Below are 13170 nucleotides of genomic sequence, written 5' to 3'. Positions count from 1 at the left end.
ATGAGCAATTCCAGCAAAAGTGTGCAGCGGTTTTGCGTCCGGAATTGCGTGAAAACAAAAAGATAGTGCATTTCCTTGACTCGGAGAGATCGGGAAATGCTCTAGAACGAGCAGATTGGATCGAGTGGCATGTTTGGAAAACGCGGAAACGAAGGTTCCGGAAAGGTCGGGGGGGCGATTGCTCCGCCGCCGCCGGTTCCGGCCGCCGCCCCTGCGGCCTCTTCCCCTTCCATTCTGGTCGAACCCTCGCGCGAGTCCGCACGCCAGCAGGTGACGCCACCGCCGATGCAGACGCCGCAGCGCAAGCGCCCGGCCCGCACCGATGAATATTACGACACCAAGGCGCAGGTCTTTTCCGCGCTGATCGACACGATCGATCTCTCGCAGCTCTCCAAGCTCGACGGCGAAAGCGCCCGCGAGGAAATCCGCGACATCGTCAACGACATCATCACCATCAAGAACTTTGCGATGTCGATCTCCGAGCAGGAAGAACTGCTTGAGGATATCTGCAACGACGTCCTCGGCTACGGCCCGCTGGAGCCGTTGCTGGCGCGCGACGACATCGCCGACATCATGGTCAACGGCGCCGGCCAGACTTTCATCGAAGTCGGCGGCAAGACGATCGAATCCGAGATTCGCTTCCGCGACAATGCACAGCTTCTCTCGATCTGCCAGCGCATCGTCAGCCAGGTCGGCCGCCGCGTCGACGAATCGAGCCCGATCTGCGACGCCCGCCTGCCGGACGGTTCGCGCGTCAACGTCATCGCGCCGCCGCTGTCGATCGACGGGCCGGCGCTCACCATCCGCAAGTTCAAGAAGGATAAGCTGACGCTCGATCAGCTCGTCCGTTTCGGTGCGATCACGCCGGAAGGCGCAACCGTGCTGCAGATCATCGGGCGCGTGCGCTGTAATGTCGTCATTTCCGGCGGCACCGGCTCGGGCAAGACCACGCTTCTGAACTGCCTCACCAACTATATCGACAGGGACGAACGCGTCATCACCTGTGAGGATACCGCCGAACTGCAGCTGCAGCAGCCGCATGTCGTTCGTCTCGAAACGCGCCCGCCGAATATCGAAGGCGAGGGCGAGATCACCATGCGCGATCTGGTCAAGAACTGCCTGCGTATGCGTCCCGAGCGCATCATCGTCGGCGAAGTGCGCGGACCGGAGGTTTTCGACCTGCTGCAGGCGATGAACACCGGCCACGACGGCTCGATGGGCACCATCCACGCCAATACGCCGCGCGAATGCCTGAGCCGTATCGAATCGATGATCGCCATGGGCGGTTTTACCTTGCCGGCAAAGACGGTGCGCGAGATCATTTCCAGCTCGGTCGACGTCGTCATTCAGGCGGCGCGCCTTCGCGACGGTTCGCGCCGCATCACCCAGATCACCGAGGTGATCGGCATGGAAGGTGACGTCATCATCACCCAGGACCTGATGCGCTACGAGATCGAAGGCGAGGATGCGAACGGCCGCCTGATTGGCCGGCACATGTCGACCGGCGTCGGCAAGCCGCATTTCTGGGATCGCGCCCGCTACTTCAACGAGGAAAAGCGTCTTGCCGCCGCCCTCGACGCGATGGAAGCGAAAACGAAGGAATAGGCGAGATGTTCGGGTTCGATCCGATAGTGTTGGCAATCGTCGTCCTCGCCGCCGTCTCCGCGGCGGCGGTCGCCTATGCCTTGTTGTTTTCGAAGATCGAGGCCGACAAGAAATCGGCAAGCCGCATCAATCGCGTCAAATCGGCCGAAAGCGACCGGGTCAAGGTCAAGGCCGCCCGTGACCGGGTGCAAGAGCTGTCGAAGCGCCGTAAATCGGTACAGGACAATCTGAAGGATCTGGAAAAGCGCCAGCACGAAAAGACCAAGAAGACCGTGTCAATGAAATCGTGGCTGGTGCAGGCCGGCCTGACGATCACGGCGGCGAAATTCTATCTCGTCAGCGCCGTCTTCGCCTCCGCGCTGCTGCTTGTCGCCTTGGTCGTCGGCGCATCGTGGATGGTCATGGTTGGTATCGTCGTCGTCGCCGGTCTCGGCCTGCCGCGCTGGGTCGTCGGCTTCCTGATCAAACGCCGCCAGACCAAGTTTTTGAACGAACTCCCCAATGCGCTTGACGTCATCACGCGCTCGATCAAATCGGGCCTGCCGCTCAACGATGCGATCCGCCTTATCGCGACCGAAGGCACCGAGCCTGTCAAGAGCGAGTTCCTGCGGGTGATCGAGGCGCAGCAGGTCGGCCTCAGTATCCCCGACGCCTGCGCCCGCATGACGATCCACATGCCGCTCCAGGAAGTCAGCTTCTTCGCCATCGTCATCGCCATCCAGTCGCAGGCCGGCGGCAATCTGTCGGAAGCGATTGGCAATCTCTCCAAGGTGCTGCGCGAGCGCAGGAAGATGAAGGCCAAGGTCCAGGCGCTCTCGATGGAAGCCAAGGCGTCGGCCGTCATCATCGGGGCCCTGCCCTTCATCGTCGCGACCCTCGTCTACATGACGTCGCCGAACTACATGATGATCCTTTTCACCGATCCGCGCGGCCATTTCATCATGGGTGTCTCGGCGATCTGGATGTCGATCGGCATTTTCGTCATGCGCAACATGGTCAATTTTGACATCTAGCCGGAAGGACGCACATGTCGCAGGATCTTGCCGCAACGCTGACCAATCCGAGCATGCTGATCGCCCTTCTCGTCGCAATCGCCGTCTTCGCCACTTTTTACACGATTGCCGTTCCCTTCTTCGAGCGCGGCGATCTGAACAAGCGTATGAAGGCAGTTTCCACAGAGCGCGAGCAGATCCGTGCCCGCGAACGCGCCCGCATGAACACGGAAACCGGCGCCGGCAAGGCCTCGCTCAGGACTCAGAACAACCGCTCGGTCCGTCAGATCGTCGAGCGTTTCAACCTGCGCAAGGCGCTGGTCGACGAAAACACGGTCAACAAGCTGCGTGCCGCCGGTTTCCGTTCGGAGAATGCGCTGAATACCTTCCTGGTGGCGCGTTTCCTGCTGCCTTTCCTTTTCCTGGCGCTTGCTGCTTTCTGGGTCTTCGGTCTCGGCAATCTCGCCGAAAGGGGCATGGCCATCCGCCTCTTCGCCGTCATCGGCGTCGGTTATCTTGGCTTCTACGCACCGAACATCTATATCTCCAACCGCATGGGCAAGCGCCAGCACTCGATCAAGCGCGCCTGGCCGGATGCGTTGGACCTGATGCTGATCTGTGTCGAATCCGGTATCTCGATCGAGGCCGCGATGCGTCGTGTGTCGGAAGAACTCGGCGAGCAGTCGCCGGCGCTCGCCGAGGAGATGGTGCTGACCACGGCCGAACTCTCCTTCCTGCCGGATCGCCGCGTAGCGCTCGAAAATCTTGCCACGCGCACCCAGATCGAGCTGGTGCGCTCGGTGACTCAGGCGCTGATCCAGGCCGATCGCTACGGCACGCCGGTCGCGCAGGCGTTGCGCGTTCTCGCCCAGGAAGGACGCGACGAGCGTATGAACGAGGCGGAAAAGAAGGCATCCGCGCTGCCGCCGAAACTGACGGTGCCGATGATCTTGTTTTTCCTGCCGGTGCTGATCGCCGTCATTCTCGGTCCGGCCGGCATTCAGGTAGCAGACAGGTTCTGACGATTACGCCGCCCCCGGAAAGCGGATGCAGCTTTCGGGAGAAGACGCTGTTGCCTCAAAGGCCGTCGGCCGATCGCGGCCCTTCAAACACGCGTGACCGCCGCCGGCATAGCTGGTAAACGGGATGGACGACCATTGGCAAGCGCGCGGATGCAGCCGCAGTGCGCCTGGCGCTCGTTCAATCCAAGAGAGAGGTTTCCGATGTCTTCTGCCGGCATTTTCATCAGCATCATGGCAGCCTTGGCGGTCGGCGCGATGAGCCCCGGCCCGAGCTTCGTCGTCGTCTCCAGGATCGCCATCTCGCGTTCGAGGCTGGATGGCCTTGCCGCCGCACTCGGCATGGGCGCCGGCGGTGTCGTTTTTGCCGTGCTGGCGCTTGCCGGGCTGACGGCGCTGCTGTCTCAGTTCGAATGGCTCTATGTCCTGCTGAAGGTCGCAGGCGGCGCCTATCTCGTTTATATCGCCGTCAATATCTGGAGGAGCGCCGGTCAGCCGCTCGAAGTCTCTGACGCCGACAATGGCAACCGCGCGCTGAGATTGAGCTTCACGACTGCGCTGCTGACCCAGCTCAGCAACCCGAAGACCATCATTGTCTATGCCAGCCTCTTTGCGGCACTTCTGCCGAGAACGGTGCCGCTCGATCTCATCGTCGCGCTGCCGCTCGGCGTCTTTGCCGTGGAGGCCGGGTGGTATTCGATCGTGGCCTTCGCCTTTTCGGCCCGCCATCCGCGGCGTCTTTATCTTGCCGCCAAGGGCTGGATCGACCGGGCCGCCGGTGCGGTCATGGGTGGCCTCGGTCTTCGGCTCATTCTTTCGGGTTTGAGCGCTCGTTAAGATCAGCATTTCTCCGAAGGTATACGCCTTTCGAAAACCTGATCCGGTCAGTTGGTATTGCTGTTGTCCGCTGCGCCCGGCGTCTTGTCCTTGGCGGCGAGTTTCTGCCAGGAATTTGGCTGCGAGAGCATGCCTCTGAGATAGGCGACATTGGCATCGGCCTGCTGCGGCGAAAGTTCGCGCCGGGCGATCTGCTCGGCTTCCGGGAAGCGCCCCTGCAGACCGACGACGAGGGCAAGGTTCTGCCTGACGCGGCTGTCGGCGGTCGGCTGGCTCGCGGCGGAGCGCAGATAGGTTTCGGCCGTGCGCAGATCGCCGGTCAGCACGTAGGACATGCCGAGGTTGGAAAGGATGGAGGGCTCGTTCGGCTGGATGTCGAGCGCGTCGCGATAGCGCTGCCGGGCATCGCTTGCCCGGCCCATCTGGTCGAGGATCGCGCCTTGGGCCGAGATCAGCTTCCAGTCCGGACGGTCCGGCGTCTGGGCGCGGCCGATCGTATCGAGCGCCTGCTGGAACTGGCCGGCCGCTGCCTGTGCCTTGCCGTAGGCAGCCAGCACGTTGCGGTCGCCGGGATTGGCGATGGCCACCTGCTGCATGACGGCGAGCGCTTGCGTGTCGCGGCCGTTCATGCGCAGTAGATTGGCGTAGTTGACGCCGGTGACGGGATCGCGCGGGTTCTTTTCGTAGGCCTGGCCGAGTCGGTCCGTTGCCGAGCGCAGCTCGGTCGCGTCCATCTCTTCGACCGGCTTGGTCAGTTTCGGCACCGAGCCCGTTGTCATCCGGTCCTTGGTCGTCGAGCAACCGGCAAGTGCCAAGACGAGCAGCGATGCCGCAGCGCCCTGCAGGATACGATTGGTGAATGTGGTGGTGAGCGAGGCAGGCATGACGCGTTCCTGGATTCCGAAATCGGCGCCTGACCTCGAAGCGGAACAGGGAAAGGTTTGACGCGTAATCTTCACTCCAGCAATAGTCTGTTAACCCTAACAGACCGTTAAGGAACGATTCCTTGCGACCGCCGAAGGACAATCATGGCCCCCTATCAGTTCACCGAGAGACCAACCCCTTTCAACACGAAGGGCGGTTCGACGCTGCCGATCTTTGCCGTCACGCCTGCCCATATCGAGACCGGCACGATCGATCCGATCGCACTCGATTGGGCGCGCAAGGCAGGCTACAAGGCTGAAAGCGGGTCGCTGCTGCTGATCCCGACGGCCGAAGGCCATCTCGGCGGCGCGCTTTACGGCCTCGGCACCAATCCATCCGAACAGCCTTACATCACCGGCAGGCTCGCCCGTGCGCTGCCGGCCGGCGACTGGCACATCGAGACCGCGCCGCTGACGGCAAATCGCCTGGCCCTCGGCTTTGGCCTCGGCAGCTACCGTTTCGACCGTTACAAATCCGAAAAATCGCCGGCTGCGACGCTGATGATCCCCCGCGATGCCGACGCCGCCGACATTAAGCGCCAGCTCGCCGGCGTCTTTCTCGCCCGCGACCTCATCAATACGCCGACGAACGACATGGGTCCGAACCAGCTCGAGGCTGTTTTCCGCGGCTTGGCGGGGCATTACAAGGCGGAGATATCGGTTATTACGGGCGACGACCTGCTCAAACAGAATTTCCCGCTGGTCCATACCGTCGGCCGCGCCAGCGCCGATGCGCCGCGCCTTCTCGAGCTGCGCTGGGGCAAGAAGGGCCATCGCAAGGTGACGCTCGTCGGCAAGGGCGTCTGCTTCGATACCGGCGGTCTCGACATCAAGCCCGCCGCTTCCATGCTGCTGATGAAGAAGGACATGGGCGGCGCGGCGAATGTCATGGGGCTTGCCTTGATGATCATGGACGCCAAGCTGAAGGTCGACCTGCGCGTTATCGTTCCGGTCGTCGAAAACGCGATCTCGTCCAATGCCTTCCGGCCCGGCGACATCTACCGGAGCCGCAAGGGCCTGACCGTCCAGATCGACAATACCGACGCCGAAGGCCGTTTGATCCTTGCCGATGCGCTTGCCTATGCCGACGAGGAAGAGCCAGAACTGTTGATCGACATGGCGACGCTGACCGGCGCCGCCCGCGTTGCCCTTGGTCCGGATCTTCCGCCTTTCTTCACCGATGACGCCAATCTGGCGCATGACCTGACCGAAGCGAGCCTGGAAACCGACGATCCGCTCTGGCGCCTGCCACTCTATTCCGGCTACGAAAAGGATATCCGCACCAAATTCGCCGACCTCACCAATGCGCCGGCCGGCGGCATGGCGGGTGCGATCACTGCGGCCCTCTTCCTCAAGCGTTTCGTCAGCAAGGCGAAGAGCTGGGTGCATTTCGATATTTTCGGCTGGGCTCCGTCCGAACGGCCGCATTCGCCGGGCGGTGGCGAAGCTCAGGCGATCCGCGCGCTCTTTCACCACATCCGCGAGAGCCTGCGCTGACGCCATGTTAAGGCGCGTCGCCTCGCTGCCGATCGTTAAAATTTTATTCACCTTGCCGGGCGGCAATTTCTGCCGCCCCTTGCATGTACGTGGCAACTGCCGGAAAATGGAACGTTAGCGTAACGATCTTCCGGAGGGGCCGTGCCGATCGAACTGACCGCCTCGCAGGCGCTGGGGCTCTGGCATGGCGTGGCGCTCGATCAGGTCCGCCACGACGACCGCGATTTGACGTTGCGCCAGATGGCGATCCTGCTGCATATTTATCTGGTGCCGCCGCCGCACACCGTGCGCGGGCTTGCCGCCACGCTTGAAGTCACCAAGCCGGTCATTACCCGTGCCTTGGATACGATGGGCGAGATGGGCCTGGTTGATCGTGTGCGCGACGATGCCGACCGGCGCAATGTGATCATCAAGCGCACTGTCGGCGGTGCGCTTTATCTGGAAAAGCTCGGCGATCTCATCCGAGAGCAGGCCCGCCGGTTGCCGATCTGAAAGGAATGCGAATGACGATGCTCGACCGCCGCCTGCATGCCTATAGGTCTGATCTCGCGGAAGCGGGGCTCGAAGGCAAGGTCGAGGCGTCGCGTTTTACGGAAGGCGCCCCGGCCCGCGTCGCCGTCCCGGTCGTGGCCTTGCGTCCCGAACCGGACCTTGCCCGCGGCATCGATACCGAACTGCTTCTCGGCGAGGACGTGACGGTTTTCGATCGTGCCGGTGGCTGGTGCTGGGTGAAAGCCGCCTCGGACGGCTATGTCGGTTATGTCGCGGCGGACGCGCTCTCGGAAGGTCGGCCGGCGCCGACCCATATCGTCACCGTGCAACGCAGCTTCGTCTATCCGGAACCGGAACTGCGCAAGCCCCACCAGGCAATCCTGTCGATGGGAAGCCGCGTTCATGTCGCCGGTGAGGCGGAAGCGCGCGGTAATCGCTATGTCGTGCTCAAGGACGGAACGGCGATCTTCGCCAAGCACGTCCAGCCGATCGGCGCGCTCGATGGCGCCGATTACGTGGATATCGTCGCCCGTTTCCTGGAAACGCCCTATCTCTGGGGCGGACGTTCCGGCCTCGGCATCGATTGCTCCGGCCTCGTCCAGCTGGCGATGCTGATGACGGGCAGAGCCGCGCCACGCGATACCGACATGCAGGCGGCAGGCCTCGGCCAGCCGATCGACCGATCCGAAATCCGCCGTGGCGACCTGGTATTCTGGAAGGGTCATGTCGCCGTCTTCGAAGATCCGGAAACCATTCTGCATGCCAACGGCCATAGCATGACGGTGGCGCGCGAGAATTTCGAGGCCGCGGTCGAGCGCATCGGCTGGCTCTACGAGCAGCCGACGGGCTATCGCCGCCCGATCAGCTAATCAGCCGATCGGAGGCTCGGCCAGGATCTCACTCCGCCCGTCCTGTCCTCGAAGGTTTTCGACAGTCTCAGCACCCGCATGTCGTCGAAGCGCGGCCCGACGATCTGCAACCCGATCGGCATGCCCGAGCGGGAGAAACCGCAGTTGATCGAGGCGGCCGGCTGCTCCGACATGTTCCACGGCACCGTGAAGCCGATATGTTCGAACGGCAGGGCCGGATCATTGGTCGGAGATGCCCATTCGGCCGGATAGGAGATGATCGGATTGGTCGGCGAAAGCAGGGCGTCGACCTCGGTAAACAGCCGTCCGCAACTCTTGCGCATCTCGATCGTCTGGTTGAAGCCTCTGACCGCATCGACGCCGCGGATGTCGGCGCCGCCCTTCGCCCAATCCCTGATATAGGGCAGGATGCTGTCGCGCCTGTTGTCGTCGAGATCGGCGATATCGCCCCACAGCCGGGACCGCCAGAAATTGTCGAGCCCATCCAGCATCGCGCGTGTCAGCACCGGCTGGACCGATAGAATGGTCGCGCCGGCCCCCTCGAACTGTTTCGCCGCCGTTTCGACTGCGGCCCTGATCTCGTCGTCCACCGCAAGCCCGCAGCCGGCATCGAGCATCAGCCCGATCTTCATGCCTGACAGGTCGATATCGAGATCCATCCAGTTGAAATCGTTCGGCGGCAGGCTGGTGCCGTCGCGCCAGTCCGGGCGTGACAGCGTCGCCATCGAAAAGGCCGCGTCCTCGACGGTGCGCGCCATCGGCCCGACGCAGCGCCCGACATAATAGGGATCGGCTGGAACACGCCCATGGCTCGGTTTGAAGCCGAAGATGCCGGTCCAGCCGGCGGGAAGGCGCACCGAACCGCCGATATCGGTGCCGATATGCAGTGGTCCATAACCGGCCGCCGCCGCTGCGGAAGCCCCAGCGCTCGATCCGCCGGGATTCTGCGTGATGTCCCAGGGATTGCGGCTGAGAGGATGAAAGCTCGAAAGGCCGGAGGACAGCATGCCGTAATCGGGGCAGGTGGTCTTGGCGAAGATCACCGCGCCGTCTTCCCGAAGACGGGCGGCGGCCGGCGCATCCGCGTCCGCGGGTTTGAGTTCCACTGCCCTCGTGCCTGATGGCACCGGCTGGCCCTTTGTGGCGATGAGCTCTTTCAGCGTCACCGGGATGCCGTCGAGGGCACCCAGCGTTTCTCCCTTCGCCCAGCGCTCCGTCGACGCTTTCGCCTGGGCGCGCGCCAATTCCCGATCGTAGAGGTAGAGCGCCGCAATCGACGGTTCCCAGGCGGCGATATGGTCTTCGAGGGCGAGCCAGTATTCGAGGGGGGAGAGGCTTTTATCGGCGAAGTGCTGCCTGAGTTCGCGAATGGTAAGGTCGGTTTCGATCATGGCATGGTCTTTCGGGCGTTTCATCTTGGGAGAACATCAGCGGCTTGCCTCGCGCGGGTCGAGCAGATCGCGCAGACCGTCGCCGAGCATGTTGAAGCCGAAGACGGTGAGCGCGATGGCAAGGCCGGGCAGGATCGCCAGCCAGGGGGCGAGCGCCAGATAGGTTTGCGCATCGGCAAGCATCCGGCCCCAGGTCGGCGCCGGCGGCGCCATGCCGAGCCCGAGGAAGCTGAGACCCGCTTCGGTGAGGATCGCCAGTCCCAGCTGGATCGCGCCGTGCACGATGATCTGGCTGATGATGTTCGGCAGCACATGGCGCAGCGAAATGGTCAGGCGGGTATTGCCGATGGCGCGCGCTGCCGTCACATAGTCGCGGCTCCAGGCCTGCAGCGAGGTCGCGAGTGTGACGCGGGCAAAAACCGGGATCATGAAGACGGCGATCGCGGTGATCGCCGTGAACCGCCCGGGTCCGAGAAAAGCGCCGAGCACCATGGCGGACAGGATCGGCGGCAGCGCGAAGATGACGTCGCAGATGCGCATCAGCAACGCCTCGAAAGGACCGCGGATCGCCGCCGCCGAAATGCCGGCGATCGAGCCGAGCGTCCCGCCGATCGCAACCGCTGTGATGGCGATCGACAGTGAATTCCAGCATCCCGCCATCAGCATCGAAAGCACATCGCGGCCGAACTGATCCGTGCCGAGCAGGCCGAAGGCAAGCGGCGGCTGCAATTTGTGGATGATCTGCATTTTCGCCGGCGGCAGCGGCGTCCAGACGAGCGACAGCAGTGCCACGGCGACCAGCAGGCCGATGATGACGATCCCTGCAATCAGGTTCATTCGCCGGCTAAGTCTAAAGATCCGGCGGCGGCTGATGATGGCGGTGGACACGATCGGTGCCATGCGTCAGGCGGCCTTTCTCATTCTGGGATCGATCGCCAGGTAGGAGAGATCGACAATGAAATTCATCACTATGACCAGGCCTGCGAAGAACAGCACGACATCCTGCATGACGATGATGTCGCGCTGGGAGAGCGCCTGAAGGGCGAGCCGTCCGAGGCCGGGCAGGTTGAAGACGTTTTCCACCAGCACCGCGCCGGCGACGAGAAAGGTGAATTGGAGCCCGATCATCGTCAGGATCGGGATCAGCGCATTCGGCACGATATGGCGCCAAAGCACCGCACTGCGTGACAGCCCCTTGGCGACCGCGGTGCGGGCAAAATCCTCATGCATCGTGTCAAGCACCGCCGAGCGCGCGACCCGCGTCAACACGCCCGCCTGCGGCATCGCCAGCGCGACGGCGGGCATAATCAGCGCCTGCAATGCCGGCGTGAGGCCGGCGTTCCAGCCCGGGAAACCGCCGGCCGGCATCAGCCCGAGCATTGTCGAAAACAGGATGATCAACAGCAGCGCCACCCAGAAGGCGGGCACGGCGATGCTGATCTGCGAAAACAGCGTCGCGATGACGTCGAAGACACCGCCGCGGCGCGAGGCGGCCAGCACGCCGAGCGGCAGGGCAATTGCCACCGAAAGCACGATCGCCATCAGCGCCAGCGGTAGCGTTACCGCCAACCGCTCGACGATCAACCCCGCGACCGGTACGCCATAGGTCAGCGAATTGCCGAGATCGCCGGAGAGCACGCCGGTCAGCCATTGCCCGTAGCGCAGCAGCAGCGGCTGGTCGAGGCCGAGACTGTGGCGCAGCGCTGCAAGCGTTTCCGGTGTTGCCGAGGTGCCGAGCATGATCGAAGCGGGATCGCCGGGCAGAAGGTCCATGACGGCGAAGATCAGCAGCGAGACGACGACGAGCGTGGCGATGAGACCGGCGAAGCGGCGGGCGAGGAGTGGGATCATGCGTGCCGCGCTTTCGATGTGGCGCGGCGGCTGCGACCGGCATTGAGCGTTTCGCTATGCGGATTCCCTTCGCTCATCCCAAGCCTCTCAATCCGCCCGAACCCGCCGCCTACTCGTCCCAGGAAACACCAGACAGCACGTTGGAAGGGATTGGCTCGTTCTCCCACAGGCCCTTCAGTTGTCTGTCCCAGACGCCGAGTTTCGGCATGACGAAGAGGTAGAGCGCTGGCACGTCCTCGGCGAGGATCCTCTGCGCTTTGCCATAGATCGCATTCTGCGCGGCGGGGTCGGCGGTCTCCTGGACCTTCTTCATCAGCGCGTTGAAAGCTGGGTTCTTGTAATTGAAATAATAGGGATCACGGGCATAGATGTCGATGTCGAGCGGTTCGGCATGGGCAACGATCGTCATGTCGAAGTTGCGGTCCTTCATGACGTCCTGGACCCACTTCGCCGGAAATTCGGTCGGCTCGATATTCATCGTCACGCCGATCTCGGCAAACATCGCCTGCATCACCTGGGCGCTGCGCGGCGCATAGGCCATCTGCGGCGATTTGATCGTGAAGGTGAAACCATTGGGGTAGCCGGCTTCGGCAAGCAACGCCTTCGCTTTCTCGACGTCGTAGGGCAGCACGCCTGTCATGTCCTGATAGCCCGGATCGTTCGGCGTGTAGTGGCTGCCGATCGGTGTGCCGAGGCCGGACCATGCGCCGTCGATTACCGTCTTGCGGTCGATCGCCATCATCAGCGCCTGGCGGACGCGTTTGTCGTCGAAAGGCTTCTTGGCAGTGTTCATGCCGGCAACGACCTTGAGCTCGGTATTGCCGATCTTGGTGACGAGCCTCGCATCGCCATCGAAGGAACTCATCAGCTCAGGCGCGGCAAATTCCGGAAAGGCATCAAGATCACCGGATTTCAGCGCAGCTGCCTGCGCCTGCGGATCGGCAATGAAGCGAAAGGTCACCTTGTCGAGCTTGGCGGCCGCACCCTTGTTCCAGTAATCGGCATTCCTGGCGAGCTCGACCTTGTCGCCCTTCGCCCAGCTGGCGAATTTGAAGGGACCGGTGCCAACAGGTGTCGTCTTGCCGTCGGCAGCCGTTTTCGGTGCGACCATCACCGAGGCTGGCCAGCCGAGCCAGTAGATCAGGCTGCCGGTCGGGGCCGAGAGATGCAGCACCAGCGTTTCGGCATCAGGCGTATCGATCGAGGCGATGGAGGCGAAGAAGCGCTTCTGCGGATTGACGGAATCGGCGCCGCGGGCGCGGTCGAGCGAAAACTTGGCGCTCGCGGCATCGAAGGCCTCGCCGTCATGAAATTTAACCCCGGTCTGCAGCTTGAACGTATAGGTCAGACCATCGGGAGAGATCTCCCAGCTTTTTGCCAGCTGCGGCTGAATCTTACCGGTCTGGTCGATCGTCACCAGTCCCTCGAACACGTTCTGCCAGGTCACCTGGCCGATTGCGACGGGTGCCGCGATCGTCGGATCGAGACCGGTCGGCTCGACGCTCATGCCGAGATTGAGGGTGGTCTTCGCCGCTTCCGCCGGCGTCATCGCCATCATCACCAGGCCGGCCGAAAGCGCGGCACCGAGCGAAAGCCGCCGGGCGAAACGCGCTGAAGGCGCAAACGAAAGCTTGATCATCATGTTCCCTTGTCTGGCCGCGCGTCGATGACGAAGGCCTATTTGCGAATAGAGT

General features: G+C 62.9%; 12 protein-coding genes. 7 read left to right on the top strand and 5 right to left on the bottom strand.

What is annotated here, in order from left to right; all coding sequences use genetic code 11:
- The first annotated feature begins 129 nt into the window (after positions 1-129).
- From HFO71_RS19960 to HFO71_RS19945, 4 genes are all read left to right on the top strand, one after another.
- A complete protein-coding gene (locus tag HFO71_RS19960; protein ID WP_168349433.1) occupies positions 130-1605 on the top strand; it encodes a TadA family conjugal transfer-associated ATPase in 1476 nt (491 codons plus the stop codon).
- A gap of 5 nt (positions 1606-1610) precedes the next feature.
- The gene (locus HFO71_RS19955; protein ID WP_221988337.1) at positions 1611-2618 is read left to right on the top strand and encodes a type II secretion system F family protein; all 1008 of its coding nucleotides are present in this window, start codon (positions 1611-1613) and stop codon (positions 2616-2618) included.
- 14 nt (positions 2619-2632) lie between these two features.
- Positions 2633-3619: a type II secretion system F family protein gene (locus HFO71_RS19950; protein WP_221988336.1), complete on the top strand. Its 987-nt coding sequence runs from the start codon at positions 2633-2635 to the stop codon at positions 3617-3619.
- A gap of 201 nt (positions 3620-3820) precedes the next feature.
- Positions 3821-4453 (top strand): LysE family translocator, encoded by a 633-nt coding sequence (locus tag HFO71_RS19945; RefSeq protein ID WP_221988335.1) that lies wholly within the window; start codon positions 3821-3823, stop codon positions 4451-4453.
- Between the two features lie 47 nt (positions 4454-4500).
- Here the strand turns inward: HFO71_RS19945 and HFO71_RS19940 are convergent, their stop codons facing one another.
- On the bottom strand, positions 4501-5337 hold the full coding sequence (locus tag HFO71_RS19940) for a tetratricopeptide repeat protein (protein ID WP_221988334.1): 837 nt from the start codon (positions 5335-5337) through the stop codon (positions 4501-4503).
- Positions 5338-5481: 144 nt separating this feature from the next.
- Here HFO71_RS19940 and HFO71_RS19935 point away from each other — a divergent pair, with 144 nt between their 5' ends.
- The 3 genes from HFO71_RS19935 (at position 5482) to HFO71_RS19925 (ending at position 8234) form a co-directional block, all read left to right on the top strand.
- Positions 5482-6873 carry a leucyl aminopeptidase family protein gene (locus tag HFO71_RS19935; protein ID WP_221988333.1) on the top strand — a complete coding sequence of 464 codons (1392 nt, stop codon included), beginning with the start codon at positions 5482-5484 and terminating at the stop codon, positions 6871-6873.
- A gap of 141 nt (positions 6874-7014) precedes the next feature.
- Complete coding sequence (locus tag HFO71_RS19930; protein ID WP_020052424.1) at positions 7015-7365, top strand: MarR family transcriptional regulator; 351 nt, start codon at positions 7015-7017, stop codon at positions 7363-7365.
- An 11-nt stretch (positions 7366-7376) separates the two neighbouring features.
- On the top strand, positions 7377-8234 hold the full coding sequence (locus tag HFO71_RS19925; protein WP_170269403.1) for a C40 family peptidase: 858 nt from the start codon (positions 7377-7379) through the stop codon (positions 8232-8234).
- Here the strand turns inward: HFO71_RS19925 and HFO71_RS19920 are convergent.
- From HFO71_RS19920 to HFO71_RS19905, 4 genes are all read right to left on the bottom strand, one after another.
- On the bottom strand, positions 8231-9625 hold the full coding sequence (locus HFO71_RS19920) for an amidase (protein WP_131662177.1): 1395 nt from the start codon (positions 9623-9625) through the stop codon (positions 8231-8233). The genes HFO71_RS19925 and HFO71_RS19920 overlap by 4 nt on opposite strands.
- Positions 9626-9661: 36 nt before the next feature.
- Entirely contained in the window at positions 9662-10525 is an 864-nt protein-coding gene (locus HFO71_RS19915; RefSeq protein WP_221988332.1) for an ABC transporter permease, read from the bottom strand.
- Between the two features lie 3 nt (positions 10526-10528).
- A complete protein-coding gene (locus HFO71_RS19910) occupies positions 10529-11476 on the bottom strand; it encodes an ABC transporter permease (protein ID WP_131662179.1) in 948 nt (315 codons plus the stop codon).
- A gap of 109 nt (positions 11477-11585) precedes the next feature.
- Entirely contained in the window at positions 11586-13115 is a 1530-nt protein-coding gene (locus HFO71_RS19905) for an ABC transporter substrate-binding protein (protein ID WP_206108869.1), read from the bottom strand.
- Between the last annotated feature and the right edge of the window lie 55 nt (positions 13116-13170).

The organism is Rhizobium laguerreae (genome assembly GCF_019778565.1).
GTDB classification, from domain to species: Bacteria; Pseudomonadota; Alphaproteobacteria; order Rhizobiales; family Rhizobiaceae; genus Rhizobium; species Rhizobium laguerreae.
The sequence above is the reverse complement of the archived record's forward strand: the minus strand, read 5'-3'. Positions and strand labels throughout refer to the sequence as shown.